The following is an 18,933-nucleotide window of genomic DNA, read 5'->3' as shown; positions in this document are numbered from 1 at the left end:
GAGATGACAGAGGCCCAGCCTGACGAGAAGTGGTTCGACGAGACCTGGACGAAGGTCCACCCGCTGAGTCCCTTCGTGCGCGGCTGGCTGACGGTGATCGCCGTGCCCGGTATCGTCTTCGGCTACAACTGGGAGATCTGGGCGGATCTGTGGAACCTGTGGCGATCCGGTGAGCTGTGGGACCAGGTGGACCGCAACCCGGTGGCGTTCCTGGCCGGCGGCGGAGGGCTCGTCCTCCTGGTGGTGGTGGTCTTCGGCGGGTTCATGCTCTCCTGGTGGTTCACCCGGTACAAGATCACCGACGAGCACGTGATGGTGAAGTCCGGGATCTTCGTGCGTCAGCACCGGCAGGCCCGCATCGACCGGGTGCAGGCCGTGGACCTGCGCCAGCCGCTGCTGGCCCGGATCACCGGTCTGGCGGAGCTGAAGTTCGAGGTGGCTGAAGGAGACGGCACCGCCGCGACGCTGGCCTTCCTGAAGAAGGGCCAGGCCGAGCAGCTGCGGGCCGACATCATGGACCGTGCCTCCGGGCGTGCCCAGTGGCGCCGCCAGCAGGCCGAGGCGGCGGCCTCCCCGGGCGCCGCTCAGACTGACGGGTTTGGGGCCGTGCCGCCAGGTCCCCCCGGTGACCGGCCTCCTCAGGGCCCGTCGGCGTCTCTCCCTCCGGGGCAGGTCATGCCGCCTGCCGAGCCGGCGCCGCTGTTCCAGGACGTGCCCGACCGGGAGATCACCCGGGTGCCCACCGGGCGCCTGATCGGCTCCGTCCTCATGGGCTGGGGGACGGTGTTCCTGCTGATCATCGCCGGGGCGGGTCTCATCGCCGCGGTGGTCGGCGGCATCGTGTCCCTCTCGATGGGCGTTGAGGACCCCTTGGGGCAGGCGGGGGCCGTGATCGGCACCGTCGGTGTGGCGGTCCTTCCCGGCCTCATCCCGGTGGGGATTGCCGTGGTGGCGGTCTACTACCAGCAGTTCAGCGGCGGATTCCGGTTCACCGCCACCATGACCGGTGCCGGGCTGCGGATGCGCTACGGCCTGCTGGAGACCACCACCCAGACCGTCCCGCCGGGACGGGTGCAGGCGCTGCAGATCCACCAGCCGCTGCTGTGGCGGTCCTGCGGCTGGTTCCGGGTGCTCGTGGTCGTCGCCGGCTACGGATCAGGAGAGAGCCGTTCGGTGCTGCTGCCGGTGGGACGCCGCGAAGACGTCATGGCAGTCACCGCGGAGATGTTCCCCGATCTGCAGGTGCCGTATCCGGAGCAGCTGGTCAGTGAGGGCCTCACCGGCTCCGGCACGGCAGGAGGCTTCACCGAGGTGCCGCGGCGCGCACGGATCTTCGACCCGTTCGTGCGGCGTCGGCGAGGGTTCTGCACCACGCCTGCGGCGGTGATGTTCCGTGACGGGCGCCTGTCCCGCCGGCTCACCCTGATCTCGCATGAGCGGATCCAGTCGCTGGCCCTGCTGCAGGGGCCGTGGCAGCGAGCCAAGCGCCTGGCGGACGTCCATCTGCACACGCCGGCTGGCCCGTTCCAGGTGCAGCTGGCCAATCAGGACCTCGACGCCGCCCACTGGCTGTTCGAGAACGAGGCGCGTCGAGCCGCCGTCGCCCGACGCATGAGCGACCGGAACCAGTGGATGCTCCCCGAAGAGCTCCACGAGTTCGAGCGTATGGTCAGCCAGACCCGCTCCCAGTCCGCGGACGGCTCTGTGGCCGCCGCCTCGGAGCCCGAGGGTCCCGTCGCTGGCCCGCCGTACTCAGGACAGCAGCACCCAGGTCAGCCGTACTCAGGCCAGTCATACTCCGCGCTGCCGCCGCAGCCTCCCGGGCCGTCCGCGCAGCCTCCGAGGACCCCCGCCCCGGGGAACCCTGGCCCGTGGCAGCCCGGTGCTCACCAGCCGCAGCAGCCGTACCAGCCGCAGCAGCCGTACCAGCCGTACCAGCCGCAGCAGCCGGGTCAGCCGGGCGAGCCTCCGCGCAGCCCCGCCCCGCCTGCCGCCCCGCCTGCTGCACCGCCGCCCGGGCCGCAGCCCGGTCAGCCGCCGCATCCGCGCCCATACCCCGAGCCCCGTCCCGACGAGGAGCCCGATGAACGTCGTCGCTGATCCGTATCCGAGCGAGAAGGAGCCCTCGCAGCGGGACGGCCGTCTCGGCGTCGGAATCATCTCGGCGGGCAAGGTGGGGGCGGTGCTGGGTGCCGCGCTGCGCGGCGCGGGCCACCAGGTGGTGGGGGTGCACGCCGTCTCGGAGGCCTCCCGCAGCCGTGCGGAGTCTCTGCTGGACGGGGTCCCGATCCTGGAGATCCCGGAGATCCTGCGCCGCTCCGAGCTGGTGCTGCTGGCCGTGCCGGACGACGCGCTCGCCGACGTCGTCTCCGGCGCCGCCGAGGCCGGACATTTCCAGGCCGGCCAGCTGGTCATCCACACCTCGGGTCGCTATGGCACCGATGTGCTCGCCCCGGCTCAGCAGGCCGGCGCGATCACCCTGGCCGTCCACCCGGCGATGACCTTCACAGGGCTCACCATGGACCTGCAGCGGCTCAACGCCTGCGCGTTCGCAGTGACGGCCCCGGCGCCCGTGCTGCCCATCGCCCAGGCCCTGGTGGTGGAGATGGGCGGAGAGCCCGTCACCGTCTCCGAGTCCGACCGAGGCATCTATCACGCGGCCCTCGCCCATGCTTCGAACCACCTGAACACCATCACCGGGCAGGCGTCCGAGATGCTGCGCGGCATCGGGGTGGAGGCCCCGGACCGCGTGCTCGGCCCCCTGATGCAGGCGAGCCTGGACAATGCGCTCGCCTCCGGGGAGGGCGCGCTGACCGGCCCCATCGCGCGCGGCGACGTGGGCACCGTGGCGCGGCACGTCCAGCTGCTCAGTGAGTCCGAGCTGTCGGCCGACATCCGCACCGCCTATGTGCAGATGGCCCGGGCCACCGCGCAGCGGGCCCTGGACCGCGGGCTCATCAGCTCCACCCAGGCGGCCGCGATCCTCGACGTGCTCACCGACTGAGCAGCGGCGGGCGGTCACCCGCCGCACCGCGCCGGCGCCAGCCCTACCGCGTCGGCGCCCGCCCCACACATCGAGGAGTCACTTCCCCGCGCATCATCCCCCGGGTGACGCGCGTCAGGAGGCGGAGATGCACGGGAAACTGACGCCTCGATCACCGTCACACAGTCCCGAGACGTCTGCGGGCACTCGTCGCGGCCGGACTACGATGGACCGGTGACAGCACCGCAGGTCCTCACCACCGTCTCCGCCTACCGCGCCGCCCTGGCCGAGCTGCTCAGCGCCCGGCGGGCCGCCGGCGTCGCCCGCCCCACGGTGAGTCTGGTGCCCACCATGGGAGCTCTGCACTCCGGGCACGCCGCGCTCGCCGATGCCGCCCGCGCCGAGGCGGACATCGTGGTGGCCTCGATCTTCGTGAACCCGCTGCAGTTCGACGATCCCGAGGACTTCCGTCACTATCCGCGCAGCCTCGACTCCGACGTCGAGCTCCTCACCGCCCACGGCGTGGACCTGGTCTTCGCCCCGGAGGTGGAGGAGATGTACCCGGGCTACCCGGACGGACCCTTGGTGCGGGTCAGCGCGGGGGAGCTCGGCCGCCGGTGGGAAGGGGCCTCTCGTCCGGGGCACTTCGACGGGGTGGTCACCGTGGTCGCCAAGCTGTTCAGCATCATGTCTCCGCCGGTCACGGCCGACGTCGGAGCGCGCTTCGAGTCCTGGTTCGGGGAGAAGGACGCCGAGCAGCTGGCGATCATCCGCCGCATGGTCGCCGACCTGGACCTTGAGGTCACCATCCGGTCGCTGCCGATCGTCCGCGACGCCGACGGCCTGGCGCTGTCCAGCCGCAACCAGCGCCTCAGTGCGCAGGAGCGTCAGCATGCCCTGCGGCTGGTGGAGGCGCTGTCCACGCTGGCTCGGCGTGCTGAGGCGGGCCAGAGGCTCGACGTCGACGGCGTCGTCTCGGCGCTGCGTGCCGCCGAGGGGGTGGAGCTGGACTACCTGGTGGTGGCGGACCCCCAGACCCTGCGTCCCGCCGCGCTGCCCGCCGACGGAGTCCTGGAGCGGGAGGCCCTCGCGCTGGTCGCCGCCCGGGTCGGTCCCGTGCGGCTCATCGACAACATGATGCTGCGCCCCACGATTCTGCGCCCCGCGAACCGGGAGATGTGACACAGGCCGCACGACATGTGAAACAGTTGCTTCAAGAAAAGATCCCACGGATCTCCGGATCGCCTCCGATCCGACCCCACCCGAGACGAAGGAGCCGGCAGACGTGACCGACACCCCCACCACCACGGCGACCCCGACCTTCCCCTACCTGGACCCGGCCACCCGCCCCCAGGACGACCTGCAGCGCCACGTCAACGGCGAATGGCTCAAGACCGCCGAGATCCCCGCGGACCTCGACGCCTACGGCTCCTTCATCGAGCTGCGCGACAAGTCCGAGGCTGACGTGCGCGCCATCCTCGAAGACGCCGCCGCCGGCTCCACGGACCTGGGGGACGACGCCGTCGCCGCCCGCATCGGTGACTTCTACGCCGCCTTCATGGACGCCGAGCGCGCCGAGGAGCTGAAGCTCGCCCCCATCCAGCCCATGCTCGACGCCCTCGACGCCGTCTCCTCTCCTGCCGAGTTGCTCCGCCTGTCCGCCTCCTGGCAGCGGTACGGCGTGGACGGGCTGCTCGCCGCCGGGGCCAGCCGCGACGCCGGTGACCCCGAGCGGGTCCTGTGGCACATCATCCAGGACGGGCTCGGGCTGCCCGATGAGTCCTACTACCGCGAAGAGCAGCTCGCCGACACGCTGTCCTCCTACCGCGAGCACCTCAGCCGCTTCCTGGCGCTGGGCGGAGTGGCCGACGCCGAGCAGGCCGCCGCCGACGTCGTCGCCCTGGAGACCGTGATCGCCTCCCACCACTGGGACCGGGTGGCCACCCGTGACGCGCAGAAGCGCTACAACCTGCGCACCCGCGAACAGGTCATCGCCGAGATGCCGCTGATCACCGAGGCGCTGGCCGGCTGGCGGCTCACCGACTCCCAGTCGGCGGAGATCGTCCTGGCCCAGCCGGACGTGCTGCCCGCCATGCAGACTGCGCTCACCGAACAGCCGCTCGAGCACTGGAAGCACTGGCTGCGCGCCCAGCTGCTGCGCTGGGCCGCCCCGCTGCTGCACAGTGCGCTCGTCCAGGAGCACTTCTCCTTCTACTCCCAGGTGCTCGGCGGCGCCCAGGAGCTCAAGGAGCGGTGGAAGCGCGGGGTCGCGCTGACCAACTCCTGCCTGGGGGAGGACGTGGCCCGGATCTACGTGCAGCGCCACTACCCGCCGCAGGCCAAGGCCAGGATGGACGAGCTCATCGACGCGCTGGTCGAGGCCTACCGTCGCTCCATCTCCACCCTGGAATGGATGGGGGAGGAGACCCGGGCCAAGGCCCTGGAGAAGCTCGAGGCGTTCCGGCCGATGGTCGGGTACCCCGCGCGCTGGATCGACTACGGCGACGTCGCGGTGGACCGCGGCGACGCCGTCGGCAACGTGATCAGCGCCGCCGTCGCCGAGTGGAACCGGGACGTGAAGGAGATCGACGAGGGCCCGGACCCTGAGAAGTGGCACATGACCCCGCAGACGGTCAACGCCTACTACCACCCGCTGGAGAACGTGATCTGCTTCCCGGCGGCCATCCTGCAGCGCCCGTTCTTCTCCGCCGAGCGGGACATGGCCACCAACTTCGGGGCGATCGGTGCGGTCATCGGGCATGAGATCGGTCACGGCTTCGACGACCAGGGCTCCCGCTATGGGGCCGACGGTTCGCTGACCAACTGGTGGTCCGACGCCGACCGGACCGCCTTCGAGGAGCGTACGTCCGCGCTGGTGGAGCAGTACTCCGCCCTGGCGCCGTCGGTGGCGCCGGAGCACCATGTCAACGGGGAGCTCACCCTGGGGGAGAACATCGGGGACCTCGGCGGCCTGGGGATCGCCCACCAGGCATACCGGATCTGGCTGGACCAACAGGGCCTCACGGAGGCGGACGACGTCGTCGAGGGCCTCTCCGGCGACCAGCGGTACTTCTTCTCCTGGGCCCAGGCCTGGCGGCAGATCGTGCGTCGCGAGCGGGCCATCACGCTGATCAGCATCGACCCGCACTCCCCGGCGGAGATCCGGGCCAACCAGGTGGTGAAGAACCTGGACGCCTTCCACGAGGCCTTCGGCACCGCCGAGGGCGACGGCATGTACCTGGCGCCCGAGCAGCGCGTGACCATCTGGTGAGGTGAACACCGGCAGGCCGACGACGGCGGCCCTGTGCTCCACCGGTCGACGGCGGCCCTCGCGGCGTCGCCGTCGGCCGAGCTCGGGGGTGCTCTGGTGTCACGGGGTGTGGTGATGGGCCGGTGCGGCGACGCGTAGAATGGGGCACCGTGAGTGCTCAGAATCCCGCCGCCCGTGACCTCGACACCAACGACCAGCGCGCCGTGCGCATGGACAAGCGTGCCCGGCTGCTCGCCGAGGGCGTCCAGCCCTACCCAGTGACGGTGGAACGCACGTCCTCCCTGGCCGAGGTGCGTGAGCGCTTCCCGGACCTGGAGCCTGGCGCCTCCACCGGGGAGACCGTCTCGGTCACCGGCCGGGTCATGTTCATCCGCAACACCGGCAAGCTGTGCTTCGCCACCCTGCAGGAGGGCGGGCCGGACGGCCATGGCGCCCGGCTGCAGGCGATGCTCTCCCTGGCCGAGGTTGGCGAGGAGGCCCTGGCGCAGTGGAAGTCCCTGGTGGACCTGGGCGACCACGTGCGGGTGACCGGTGAGGTCATCGCCTCCCGGCGCGGTGAGCTGTCCGTGATGGCCAGCTCCTTCGAGGTCGCGTCCAAGGCGATCCGTCCGTTGCCGGTGCTGCACGCGGAGCTCAACGAGGAGACGCGGGTGCGGCAGCGCTATGCGGACCTGATCGTCCGTGATGAGGCCCGCGAGATGGTCTACCGGCGTGCCGCGATCACGCGCTCCATCCGTGACACCCTCCACGGGCGCGGCTACGTCGAGGTCGAGACTCCGATGCTGAACCTGATCCACGGCGGCGCCCAGGCCCGGCCGTTCGAGACGCACCTGAACGCCTTCGACCAGGACATGACGCTTCGCATCGCCACCGAGCTGTACCTGAAGCGTGCGGTGGTGGGCGGGATCGACCGGATCTTCGAGATCGGCCGGGTCTTCCGCAACGAGGGCGTGGACTCCACGCACTCTCCCGAGTTCACGACCCTGGAGTCCTATGAGGCCTGGGCGGACATGTACATCATGGCCGACCGGATGAAGGAGATGATCCTCAACGCCGCCGACGCCGTCGGTGCGGGCCGGCAGATCGAGACCGAGCACGGCGTGGTGGACCTCGACGGCGAATGGGCGTGGATCAGCGTGTACCCGGGCCTGTCGGAGGCTGTCGGCCAGGAGGTCACCCCGGAGACCGATGTGGAGACACTGCGGGCGATTGCGGACCGCCACGAGGTGGCGGTGAATCCGGCCTGGGATGCTCAGAAGCTGGTGATCGAGCTGTTCGGCGAGATCGTCGAGCCGACGCTGATCCAGCCGACGTTCGTCTGCGACTATCCGCCGGCCGCCCAGCCGCTGGCTCGGGAGCACCGCGAGAAGCCTGGCGTCATCGAGGCCTGGGACCTGATCATCGGCGGCATGGAGCGCGGCACGGCCTTCTCCGAGCTGATCGACCCGGTCGTCCAGCGGGAGCGTCTGGTGGAGCAGTCCCGCAAGGCCGCCGGCGGGGACGACGAAGCCATGCAGTTCGACGAGGACTTCCTGCGCGCGCTGGAGTACGGCGCACCGCCCATGGGCGGCATCGGTCTGGGCATCGACCGCCTGGTGATGCTGTTCACCGGTGCGGGGATCCGCGAGACGATCCTGTTCCCGCTGCTGAAGCCCGAGGCGGCCGACGCCGGTACTGAGAACACCGTGGAGAAGCCGACGGCCGAGCCCGCGACCGCCCAGCGATGAATCCTCTGGCGACGTGTTTCGTCACATCCGACGCGTGAACCTGATGACAGGCAGGGAATGACATGGAGACTTTCTGGACCTATTTCCAGGTGCTGGCGCCTTCGGTAGGTGTCGGCCTGGTCTTCTGGCTGGCCATTCGTGCGATCTTCCGAGCCGACCGGAAGGAGCGCGCCATGGAGGCCGAGGTGCGCCGGGAGCTCGCCGCGGAGCGGCCTGATCCCCGCCCTGACGCGGCTCAGGCGCCGTCGGCGCCGTCTCCGGGTTCTGCGGACGCCTCGCGCGCCTGAGACCCTTCTGGACAGGATCCGGCGGCCCGGTGGGCGGCCGGATCCTGTCATGCCGGCAGCGCTGACCAGACGATGCATTCTTTTGACCACTTTCCTGGGAATTACCTGAATGAACCTCAGTTGACGATAATTGTCTTTTGTTGAAAGATTGGAAGAGACAACGGCGCACGTCTGGCGGGAGATTCAGAGATGAGTGCTTCTCGTCCTTCGAGGTGTCTCTGGGATCATCACACTTCTCCACTCTGGAGGGGATGTGAATGCAGGAGGCCGCCGAGAAACCCAGGAGCCGATCCGCGAGGACTCGCAGTGAGATCTCGCGTTCCGCTCCCCGTCGAGCAGTGAGGTGCTTATGGCCCAGAAAGTTGAAGTCGTCCTGGTCGATGACCTTGATGGCAGCGAGGCGAAAGAGACCGTGACATTCGGTCTCGATTCTCGCTTCTATGAGATCGACTTGAGTGAAGAGCACGCCAAGGAACTGCGTGAGCTGCTGAAGAAGTACATCCGCAAGGGGCGCGCGGTCGCGCCGCCGTCGCCGCAGAACGAGGCGCGCAAGATCCGTGAGTGGGCGATCAAGAACGGGTATCAGGTCTCCAGTCGTGGGCGACTGCACCGCGACATCGTCGAGGCCTACCGCAACGCGAAGAAGCGCTGAGCCGAGTTCCGGCCCACCCCTGCGCAGCACGACGGCGGCCCGTCTCCCACCCGGGATCACCGGGACCGGGAGACGGGCCGCCGTCGTCGTGCGGTGAGTCTGCGGGGCGTCAGCCCCTGAACCTGCGGAGCGTCAGCCCTTCAGCTCGTCGGCCAGCTCATGGAAGGCCGGGCTGGGGTTGCCGAAGCGGTGCAGGGTCATGGAGACCGCCTGCTCCTTGACCCAGTGGCGCAGCTCCACCCGCCCGGAGGCGGTGACGGCGTCGTCCAGCAGCGCCACCTCCGGCCGCGGAGCCAGGGCCTGTCGCACGGAGTCCTGGAGGGCCCCGAGCACGCGCACCCGCACGCCGACGCCGGTGTCATGGGATCCGTCCGCCAGTGCGGAGGTGAAGGCGTCCACGGTCTCCTTGTGCAGTGCGAGCCCGAGCTCGTCGGCGAGGGACTTCACGGTCTTCTTCACCGCCTTGTCGACCTTCGGGTCGTAGGACACGGAGACGTCTGAGCCGGCGGCCGCGGCGGCGGCCAGGGTACGCGCCGCCTCACGAGCCTCGGCGTCGTCGCCCACCCGCAGCAGCACGGCCTCCGGAAGGTAGCGGAACACGTTGGCTTCGGCCTGCAGGCCGGTCCTGTCGACGCCCACACCGAACTCGCGATCCCACCAGACGGCGTCGTCGTCGATCGCGGTGCGCAGCCAGGCCAGGTCGGCGTCGTCGAGCAGTCCCTTGTCCTCCACGGCGCCCAGCACGGCGGCCGCCGCACCGTTGACGGCCCGCGGGGTCTCGACGGCGGCGCCCGCTGTGGGGGTGGACGCGGCGTCGGCCCACCGGCCGAACAGCATGACGTAGTTGGGGCCGCCGGCCTTGGAGCCCAGACCCACCGAGGACTGCTTCCAGCCGCCGAAGGACTGGCGCTGCACGATCGCGCCGGTGATGCCGCGATTGACGTAGGCGTTGCCGGCCTCCACCCGCTCCAGCCAGGTGCGGACCTCCCGCGGCTCCAGAGAGTGGATGCCGCCGGTCAGCCCGAAGTCCACGGCGTTCTGCAGCTCGATGGCCTCATCCAGATCCTTGGCCCGCATCAGGCCCAGCACCGGGCCGAAGACCTCGGTCCTGTGGAAGAAGGAGCCCGGCTTCACGCCCTCCTTGATGCCCGGGGACCACAGCTTGCCGGTCTCGTCGAGCTGCTTCGGCTCCAGCAGCCAGCGCTCACCCTCCTCCAGGGTGGTCAGCGCCCGGTGGAGCTTCTCGCTGGGAAGCTCGGTCAGCGGACCCACCGTGGCGGAGAGGTTGGTGGGCCAGTCCACCACCATCGAGGAGGCGGCGTCCACCAGCTGGCGGCGGAACCGCTCGGAGCCGTACACGCTGCCCACCAGGATGCCCAGGGAGGCGGCCGAGCACTTCTGCCCGGCGTGGCCGAAGGCGGAGTTCACCAGGTCCTGGACAGCGAGGTCGCGGTCCGCGGACGGGGTGATCACCAGGGCGTTCTTCCCGGAGGTCTCGGCATTGATCTGCAGGTCAGGCTTCCACGAGCGGAACATGGCGGCAGTCTCGGAGGCACCGGTGAGGATCACCCGGTCCACGTCCGGGTGGCTGACCAGCTTCTGGCCGGCCTCCCGCTCATCCGGGTAGACGCCGTGGAGCACCTCGCGCGGCACACCGGCCTCCCAGAGGGCCTCCAAGATCGCCATCGAGCAGTGCGGGGTGGGCTTCGAGGGCTTGTGGATCACCGCAGCGCCGGCGGCCAGCGCGGCGAAGGTGGAGCCGGCGGGGATCGCCAGGGGGAAGTTCCACGGAGGGGTCACCAGCACCAGCCGGTCCGGGGTGAACTCGGCATGCTCCACCTGTTCCAGCTCCAGGGCCCGGTGGGCGTAGTAGCGGGCGAAGTCGATGGCCTCCGAGACCTCGGGGTCGGACTGGGCCACCGACTTGCCGACCTCGGCGGCGGCGATGGAGACCAGGTGGCCCCGCCGGGCCGTGAGGATGTCGGCGGTGCGGTACAGGACGGCGGCGCGCTCGGCCGCCGGGCGGGCGGCCCACTCGACGGCGGCGGCTCGGGCGCCGGAGGTCAGCGCGTCGACGTCGTCGATGCTGATCTGCTCCGGCACGGGCTGGGCCTCCAGCCAGCCGGGCTGAGCGGCGCGCTCCAGCGCCTCACGCGCCCATTCCTGGTTGGCCGGAAGGGAGGGGTCGGTGTCCGGCTCGTTGACGAAGTCCGGGACGCCGGTGGCGTAGTCCGGGGAGGCCAGGGCGGCTTCGGCCAGACTGTGCCCCTCCTCACGGCGGTCCTGGGTGTGCTGCGGCGACGGCGGCAGATGGCCGTGGCTGCGCAGGATCTCCGCCAGAGTGTCCACCGAGGCGCGGAAGCGGTCCTCCTCCCGGCGGAAGACGTGGCTGCCGGGCTGCAGGTCGAAGATCCCGGACATGAAGTTCTCGCTGGAGGCGTTCTCCTCCAGCCGGCGCACCAGATAGGAGATCGCCACGTCGAACTCGGCGGGGCGCACCGCCGGCACGTAGAGCAGCAGCTGGCCGACGTCGGAGCTGACGGCCTCGGCCTGTTCGGTGGCCATGCCCTGCAGCATCTCGAACTCGAGCCGGTCGCTGACGCCGCGCTGCACGCCGAGCAGGTGGGCGAACGCGATGTCGAACAGGTTGTGCCCGGCCACGCCCAGGCGCACGCCCGCCATGTTCTCCTGGGTGAGCAGCCAGTGCAGCACGAGCTTGTAGTTGGCGTCGGAGGCCTCTTTGGACTCGCAGACCACGCGGGGCCAGCCGGCGATCTCCGCGTGGACCGTCTCCAGGGCCAGGTTGGCGCCCTTGACCAGACGCACCTTGATCCCGGCGCCGCCGTCGGCGACCCGCTGGGCGGCGAAGCCGGCGAGGTCCTGCATGGCGGCCAGGGCGTCAGGCAGGTAGGCCTGCAGCACGATGCCAGCCTCGAGGTCCGTGACCTCCGGCAGGGACAGCAGGCGTTTGAACACCGCGATGGTCAGGTGCAGATCGCGGTACTCCTCCATGTCCAGGTTGATGAACTTGGTGCCGGCCGGTGCCTTGGCGGCCTCCTGGTACATCGGCACCAGGCGCTCGACCACGTAGTCCACCGTCTCCTCGAAGCCCCACATGGACAGCTGGGAGGCGATGGAGGAGACCTTGATGGAGACGTAGTCGACGTCGTCGCGGCGCAGCAGCCGCAACGTGTCCTCCAGGTGCTTGTCCGCCTCGGCCTCGCCGAGCACGGCCTCGCCCAGGAGGTTGATGTTGAGCCGGTGGCCGTCCTTGGTGAGGGTGTGCACGGCCTTGCCGAACTGCTTGTCCCGGGCGTCCACCACCATGTGGCCCACCATGGAGCGCATGCGGGCCCGGGCGGCGGGGACGACGACGTTCGGCAGCATCCGGCCCAGCGCAGAGCCGGCGGTGATCTGGGCCCGGTCTAGAGCGTTGAGGGTGTCCGGGGCGATGCCGCCCAGCTCGGACAGCGCCTGGGCGGCGGCCTTGGTGTCCTCGGTGCGGATCACGCGGTCCACGAATCCGACCGTGAAGTCGAGCCCGCGCGGGTGGGAGAGCACGGCGGAGAGCCGCTCGGCGGAGGCGTGGGGCTTCGTCCCGGCGCGCTGAGTGGCCTCGAGCCACTGGGTGACCTTCCCGACGGCGGCGTCGGCCAGGGCCGTCAGCTCGGCCTGGGCCTCGGGGAGGGGCTCGAATCCGTCGGCGGACGGGGCGGGGGTGTGCTGGAGATCTGCCGTCATGATGCCTCGCTGGGGTCTGGGGTGAGCTGTGCGGGGGCGGCACCGGTGCCGGGAGGAGCAGCGGTGGTCCGTGGGCGGCCCGCGGGCCGGGACGTGCCCGCTCGGGGTGACCGGACGGGCGTGCGGCCGAGGCGCGGGCCTTCCGGCGGGTGCGCGTCGATGCTTTCTGCCAGTGTGCGCTGTGGCATTCGGACGGGGGAAGGGTGATCGACCCCACGGTGGCGAAGATGAGTCAGAATAGGGTCATGACTGCGTCCCGGGGGCGGCCCCGCATCCAGGAGACCGCCGATGAGATCGTGGCCAGCGTGCTCGCGACGGCGGGTCCGAGGGTCAGCACCGCCGAGTTCTCCACCCGACGGGTGGCCGAGCTGACGGGGTTGAGCCAGTCGGTGGTCTCCCGGGCCTTCCGACGGATCCGTCGCGCGGGGGAACACGCCGGACGGCGCGGTGGCGAGCGTGGCGGCGAGGATGAGGCGATCGAGGCGGTCGAGACGATCCGGGCGGTTGAGACGTCGGGGCGTGCGTTGCGGCTGGGGCGCGTCCGGGTGAGCTTCCCGGAGATTCTGGTGGAGTTCCGGGAGGTTGCGCCGGCCGAGGAGCGCACGGTGTCGCCGCGGCCGACCGCGTTCGGCCGACGCGCCGCCGCGGTGATGGCGGCTCTGGAGGTCTCGGGCGCCCGTGGCTGGCCGGAGCAGGGGGAGGCTGTGCCGGCCAGCGGAGAGTCGGCCCGGGGGCTGCGGGTGGTGTGGCGGCCAGGAGCCACCGGCTGGGAGGAGTTCGCGAGGTCAGTGGCGGGGCTGCTGGACCGTTGCCTGCCGGTGGACGACGCCGTGCCGGGGGATCTGCTGCAGCAGCTGGCCGCCCGGGCGGGGCGCGGGCTGCATGGGGTGGACTGGCGGAGGGGCGAGCCGGTGGAAACTCGTCAGTTTTCTGACTCAGAATCGTTGGCAGTGCCCGAGTATCCGGCCCCGGGGCGGGCGAGTCGGTGGCTGCCGCATGCGCAGCTTTCGGTGACCGAGCAGATCGCGATCGCGCTGCGCAAGGAGATCATGAATGCCGGGTACCGTCCGGGGGACCGGCTGAGTGCTGCGCCGCTGGCCTCTCGGCTGGGACTGGGGGCCGGCACCGTGCGCACGGCGATGCGGCGGCTGGCGGACGACGGCCTGCTGGCTTCGGGCGCCGGTGGGTTCAGCGTGCCGCAGGTGACGGGTGCCGACGTCATCGACCTCTATGCGGCCCGACTCCACGTGGGGATGGTGCTGCTGCGCGGCTGTGCGGTGCAGCCGCGGCATCGGCTGCTGCCGGCGCGCCTGGCGCTGGGGGCGGTGGAGGCCGCGGCCAGGGAGGGAGGCGGCGCCGACGTCGACCAGGCTGACCTGCAGTTCCAGCAGGAGCTGGCCGATGCGGCGGGGCTGGATCAGTCCGCCCGCAGCTTCCATGCGCTGACCCTGCGGGTGCGGATGTTCATCTCCGTGCTGCAGCTGGACTACACGCCGGCGGTGGAGAGGATCGTCCACGATGATCGCCGGCTGATGGCGGAGCTGATCGCCGGCCGCGCGGAGGAGGCGGTGCGCACCTGGCGGGCGAAGCTGGACAACGCGGTGCGCCACATGTCGGCACTGGCTCCCGAGGCCTTCGACGCGGACCTGTGGGCGCGACTGAGCCGGGCGTAGGGGTGGCGCGGGTGGGGATGAGGTCGGCCGTGCCGGTCTGTCCCCCTCCCCTTCGTCTTTCCCCGACTGATAACGGCTGGACGGACGAACAGCACGGGGACGAACAACTCGGGGACGGACCGTGGAGGGTGGCCGAAGGGGCAAGGGAGTATCGAGGGCGGGGGTTGCATCTCTGCCCTCGATGTGACTAGAGTCACGGCTGTAACCCAAGAGTCGATACGCATCGACTTCTCGTGACGGGAGAATCTCGGCAGAAGGAGGTGGTTCTGTGGGTCGTGGTCCGACCAGCAAGGATGTCGCACGGCTGGCCGGCGTCTCGCAGAGCACGGTCTCCTATGTGATGTCCGGGAAGCGGTCCATCTCTGCTGAGACGCTGCGGCGTGTGGAGGAGGCGATGGCGGCGCTGAACTATCAGCCGCACGCCGGAGCCCGCGCTCTGGCGGGCAGCCGGACGAACACCATCGCGATCGTCATGCCGTTCGCCTCGGCCTACGACGCCGGTCAGCTGATGGCCTTCGTCGAAGAGTTCGTCCTGGCCGCCCGGGTCCACGACTATGACGTGCTGCTCGTCACGGCGGAGGAGGGGATCGAAGGCCTGCGTCGGATCACCGGAGGGCGCCAATGCGATGCTGCGGTGGTCATGCAGGTCACTGCGCAGGACCAGCGTGCCGATCTGGCTCGCACCCTCGACTTCCCGGTGATCTTCATCGGAGTGCCGGAGGACACCACCGGCCTGGCCTGCGTGGACTTCGACTTCGAGGCCGCCGGGAGGCTCCTCGTCGAGGAGCTCGCCGATCTGGGGAACACTCGCCTCAGCGTCCTGGGTTGGGGAGCCGACTCGGTCGACCGGGACTACAACTACATCGGTCGCTTCGCACGAGGGGTCACGGGGGCGGCGGAGGCCCATAGGCTTCCTGTCGACTGGCACCTGGCGCCGGCGGCCGACGGCTTCGCCGCAGTCCTCGACGCGGGTCTGCATCCCGACGGTGGCCGGACGGGGATCATCATGACGGCCGGTCTCTCCGGCGGGATGCGCGCGCTCGCCCTGCGCGGACTGGTCCCCGGGAGGGACGCCGACGTCGTCGCTCTGTGCACCGAGGCAGAGGCCGAGGAGCAGGTGGTTCCGCTGACCGCAGTCTCCACCCAGCCCCGAGACGTGTCCCGGATGGTGGCCGAACGGCTGTTCGCGCTGATCGATGCAGGCCGTCCGGCCCAGGAGGGCGTCGACATCGTGCCCGCCACGCTGGTCCGCCGGGCATCCACCGGGAGGGCCTGACCCAGTTAGGGGGTCTGTGCTGCAGTGCAGGCCCCCCGACAGTCCAGAGTTCCGTGATCTGAAGGAGAGTCCATGGTTCTGCACCCAGCAGTTCTGCACTCACTGTCGATACGTATCGATAGGTGATGCGCGATGAGCAGACGAACACACCACCACGCCCAGCAGGGCCGCGCCGGGTCCAGCCGCCATCACGGTGGCCCGCGCGCCGGCCTGAAGGCGCTCGGGCTTCGGTCACCCGGCCTGACGCCGTCCCGCCCGGCGTCGTCGGGACTCACCCGGCGCAGCCTGCTCTCCGCCGGGATCTTCGCTCCGGCCGCGGCGCTGCTGAGCTCCTGCGGAGACACCGGGCGCACCCCGGCGGATACCCTGCGGGTGATGGACTCGTACTCCAATGATCCGGACTACGGGATCATCGGCGAGGCGCTCCAGCAGGCCGCGGACACGGTCGGGGTGAAGCTCCAGCGTGTGGCGGTCTCCGGCCAGTCCCTCATTCAGCGCGTGCTGCAGCAAGGATCCTCGGGCACGTTGCCGGACATCCTCATGCTGGACAACCCGGACCTGCAGCAGATCGCCGCCACCACGGCGCTGCGCTCCTTCGACGAGCTCGGAATCCCCACCGCGGGATACCACGACGGCGTGCTGGACGCCGGCACTTATGACGGGCAGGTCTACGGTGTGGTGCCGACGGTCAACACGATCGCCCTGTTCTGCCGCACTGCCATGTTCGAGGATGCAGGGCTCGACTATCCGCGCACCTGGGAGGAGCTGCGCCGCTGTGCGACAGACCTGACCCAGGGGACCCGCTATGGGATCGCCTTCTGCGGCAATGCCACCTACGAGGGCACCTGGCAGTTCCTGCCGTTCTTCTGGTCCAACGGCGGGGACGAGCGGCATATCGGCACCCCGGAGGCGGCGGAGGCCCTCGGTCTGCTGTCCGACCTCGTCCAGGAGGGTTCGGCGTCGTCGTCGGTGCTGAACTGGGGTCAGGCTGATGTGAAGGATCAGTTCGTGGCCGGGCGCGCGGCGATGATGATCAACGGGCCGTGGCAGCTCCCGGAGCTCTCCGGCCTCGAGGACCTGGACTACGAGATCGTCGAGCTTCCGGTGCGGGACTCGGCCCAGCGCTCCGTCGCCCCGCTGGGGGGTGAGGCTTGGACGGTCCCCGCCACCGGCGATCGTGACAAGGAGGAGCTGGCCGCGGCGGTGCTCACCGAGTTCCTCTCCGACTCCAGCGTGCTGTCCATGGCCGAGCAGCGGTTCACCGTCCCCGGCCGGCCGGGGCTGACCGCAGAGTTCCTCCGGCGGCGCCCGGAGATGGACACGTTCACCGACCTCATTCCGGACGCCCGGGCGCGCACGGCCCAGCTGGGCGAGGACTGGCCCACCACGGCCTCGGCGCTCTACACCGCCGTGCAGCTGGCGGTCTCCGGGCAGGCCACCCCCGCCGAGGCACTTCACCGAGCGGAGGAGTACGTATGAGCATCACCAGCGTCCACGAGGCGACGACGGCACCTACCGCGCCCGGTCAGCGCGGGGAAGGCCATGCCGCGCCGAGGGTCTCTGCCCGGGCCAGTGCGTGGCGCCACCGGCTGGTGACGGCCCTGTTCATCGGTCCGGCCGTGCTCTACATGCTCCTGTTCTTCGGCTACCCGATGGTCCAGAACGTCATCATGGGGTTCCAGCACTACACGATCACCACCTTCTTCACCGGGGAGGCGCCCTGGGCCGGATGGTCCAACTACACCGAGGTCCTGACCAGCCCGCTGTTCCGGACCGCGGCGGCCAACACCGTGATCTTCACGGTCGGCTCGATCCTGGGCCAGTTCCTGTGCGGCCTCGGGCTTGCACTGTTCTTCCGTCGGCGGTTCCCGCTCTCCGGGGCGCTGCGCTCCCTGATCCTGCTGCCCTGGCTGATCCCCCTCATCGTGGCCAGCGCGGTGTGGAAATGGCTGCTCGACACCGACGCCGGTGCGTTGAACCGGGTGCTCATCGGGTCCGGGCTGGTGGAGTCCGGGATCCCCTGGCTGTCCTCCACCGGCCTGGCCCTGTTCACCGTGATCATGGTGAACATCTGGATCGGCATCCCGTTCAACGCCGTGATCCTGCACGGCGGTCTGCAGACCATCCCGCAGGAGCTCTACGAGGCCGGGTCCATCGACGGCACCAGCCGCTGGCAGGCGTTCCGGCACATCACCTGGCCGATGCTGCGGCCCGTGGTCTCCGTGGTGCTGGTGCTCGGCGTCGTCTACACGCTGAAGGTCCTGGACATCATCCTGGGGCTCACCGAAGGCGGTCCGGCCCATGCCACGCAGACGCTGGCCACCCAGGCCTATCAGCTGTCCTTCGCCACGTTCGACTTCGGCCGGGGTGCGGCGGTCAGCAACATCCTGATCCTGATCTCCCTGCTGTTCGCCGCCGTCTACCTGCGCCTGAACCGGCGCCCCATCGACGAGTGAGGTGCCCATGAACACGGTCCGACACCCCAGGCTCAACACCGCCCTGGGACTGGTGATCATCGCCGTCCTGCTGTTCCCGATCTACTGGATGGTCAATGCCTCCCTGCAGCCCGGCGGCGCCACGGTGGACACCGCCTGGCTGCCGCTGAACCCGGACCTCGCCGGCTACCGGACGGCGGTGGAGGAGCAGGGCGGGAACCTGATGACAAGTCTGATCGTGGCCGTCGGCAGCGTGGTGCTGTCCCTGGTGGTCGCGGTCCCGGCGGCCTACGCGCTGGTCCAGTTCCGCATCCGCTGGGCGGACTACCTGCTCTTCGCGGTGCTGATCAGTCAGATGATCCCGGGCATCGTGATTGCCAACGCCCTGTACAACGTGTACGCGGAGATCGGCCTGCTCAACTCGATCCCAGGGCTGATCCTGGCCGACTCCACGGCGGGGATCCCGTTCGCGATCCTCATCTGCCGGGCTCTGATGGGCTCGTTGCCGCCGGCACTGGTGGAGGCCGCCCACGTGGACGGCGCCGGGCCGGTGCGCGCGTTCCTGTCCGTCGTGGTGCCGGTGAGTCGCAACGCCATCATCACCGCCGGACTGTTCACCTTCCTGTTCACCTGGGGCGACTTCCTCTTCGCGCTGACCCTCACCACCACCGAGGAGGTCCGGCCCGTCACCCTCGGCATCTACAACTACCTGGGCGCCTATGTGAACGACTGGAGCTCCGTGATGGCGACGGCGGTGCTCGCGTCGTTGCCGGCAGTGGTGCTGCTGGCTGTGGCGCAGAAGTACGTCGCCGCCGGGGCCACTGGTGGAGCCGTCAAATGAGCGTCGCCGCCACCCGACCTGCCGTACCTGACCCTGACAATCGACAA

The 18,933-nt window shown here is 70.1% G+C and carries 13 protein-coding genes; 12 read left to right on the top strand and 1 reads right to left on the bottom strand.

Annotation, left to right across the window (positions count from 1 at the left end; genetic code table 11):
- Nucleotides 1-3: 3 nt before the first annotated feature.
- From Q7C18_RS11225 to Q7C18_RS11195, 7 genes are all read left to right on the top strand, one after another.
- Entirely contained in the window at nt 4-2,100 is a 2,097-nt protein-coding gene (locus tag Q7C18_RS11225; protein WP_311025473.1) for a PH domain-containing protein, read from the top strand.
- Nucleotides 2,084-3,004 (top strand): DUF2520 domain-containing protein, encoded by a 921-nt coding sequence (locus Q7C18_RS11220; RefSeq protein WP_311025472.1) that lies wholly within the window; start codon nt 2,084-2,086, stop codon nt 3,002-3,004. Before Q7C18_RS11225 ends, Q7C18_RS11220 begins: the two co-directional genes overlap by 17 nt.
- A 213-nt stretch (nt 3,005-3,217) precedes the next feature.
- The gene (panC, locus tag Q7C18_RS11215) at nt 3,218-4,165 is read left to right on the top strand and encodes a pantoate--beta-alanine ligase (RefSeq protein ID WP_083277248.1); all 948 of its coding nucleotides are present in this window, start codon (nt 3,218-3,220) and stop codon (nt 4,163-4,165) included.
- A 103-nt stretch (nt 4,166-4,268) separates the two neighbouring features.
- Nucleotides 4,269-6,254, top strand: coding sequence for a M13-type metalloendopeptidase (locus tag Q7C18_RS11210; RefSeq protein ID WP_311025471.1), 1,986 nt, complete (start codon nt 4,269-4,271; stop codon nt 6,252-6,254).
- 149 nt (nt 6,255-6,403) lie between these two features.
- The gene (lysS, locus tag Q7C18_RS11205) at nt 6,404-7,981 is read left to right on the top strand and encodes a lysine--tRNA ligase (protein WP_311025470.1); all 1,578 of its coding nucleotides are present in this window, start codon (nt 6,404-6,406) and stop codon (nt 7,979-7,981) included.
- A 62-nt stretch (nt 7,982-8,043) separates the two neighbouring features.
- Complete coding sequence (locus Q7C18_RS11200) at nt 8,044-8,268, top strand: hypothetical protein (protein ID WP_070158659.1); 225 nt, start codon at nt 8,044-8,046, stop codon at nt 8,266-8,268.
- A gap of 349 nt (nt 8,269-8,617) precedes the next feature.
- Complete coding sequence (locus Q7C18_RS11195) at nt 8,618-8,920, top strand: Lsr2 family protein (protein WP_311025469.1); 303 nt, start codon at nt 8,618-8,620, stop codon at nt 8,918-8,920.
- A gap of 132 nt (nt 8,921-9,052) precedes the next feature.
- Here Q7C18_RS11195 and Q7C18_RS11190 read toward each other — a convergent pair whose 3' ends face one another.
- A complete protein-coding gene (locus Q7C18_RS11190; RefSeq protein WP_311025468.1) occupies nt 9,053-12,661 on the bottom strand; it encodes a bifunctional proline dehydrogenase/L-glutamate gamma-semialdehyde dehydrogenase in 3,609 nt (1,202 codons plus the stop codon).
- Between the two features lie 245 nt (nt 12,662-12,906).
- Here Q7C18_RS11190 and Q7C18_RS11185 point away from each other — a divergent pair, with 245 nt between their 5' ends.
- From Q7C18_RS11185 to Q7C18_RS11165, 5 genes are all read left to right on the top strand, one after another.
- Nucleotides 12,907-14,334 carry a GntR family transcriptional regulator gene (locus Q7C18_RS11185; RefSeq protein WP_311025467.1) on the top strand — a complete coding sequence of 476 codons (1,428 nt, stop codon included), beginning with the start codon at nt 12,907-12,909 and terminating at the stop codon, nt 14,332-14,334.
- Nucleotides 14,335-14,602: 268 nt separating this feature from the next.
- The gene (locus tag Q7C18_RS11180) at nt 14,603-15,610 is read left to right on the top strand and encodes a LacI family DNA-binding transcriptional regulator (protein ID WP_311025466.1); all 1,008 of its coding nucleotides are present in this window, start codon (nt 14,603-14,605) and stop codon (nt 15,608-15,610) included.
- A gap of 132 nt (nt 15,611-15,742) precedes the next feature.
- Nucleotides 15,743-17,089: a sugar ABC transporter substrate-binding protein gene (locus Q7C18_RS11175; protein WP_311025465.1), complete on the top strand. Its 1,347-nt coding sequence runs from the start codon at nt 15,743-15,745 to the stop codon at nt 17,087-17,089.
- Nucleotides 17,086-18,066, top strand: coding sequence for a sugar ABC transporter permease (locus tag Q7C18_RS11170; protein ID WP_311025464.1), 981 nt, complete (start codon nt 17,086-17,088; stop codon nt 18,064-18,066). The genes Q7C18_RS11175 and Q7C18_RS11170 overlap by 4 nt, the downstream gene beginning before the upstream one ends.
- A 7-nt stretch (nt 18,067-18,073) precedes the next feature.
- Nucleotides 18,074-18,886 (top strand): carbohydrate ABC transporter permease, encoded by an 813-nt coding sequence (locus Q7C18_RS11165; protein ID WP_311025463.1) that lies wholly within the window; start codon nt 18,074-18,076, stop codon nt 18,884-18,886.
- Nucleotides 18,887-18,933: the final 47 nt, after the last annotated feature.

Source organism: Nesterenkonia sp. CL21 (genome assembly GCF_031705515.1).
GTDB classification, from domain to species: Bacteria; Actinomycetota; Actinomycetes; order Actinomycetales; family Micrococcaceae; genus Nesterenkonia; species Nesterenkonia aethiopica.
Note: the sequence above shows the minus strand (reverse complement) of the source record. Positions and strands in the feature narration are given on the sequence as shown.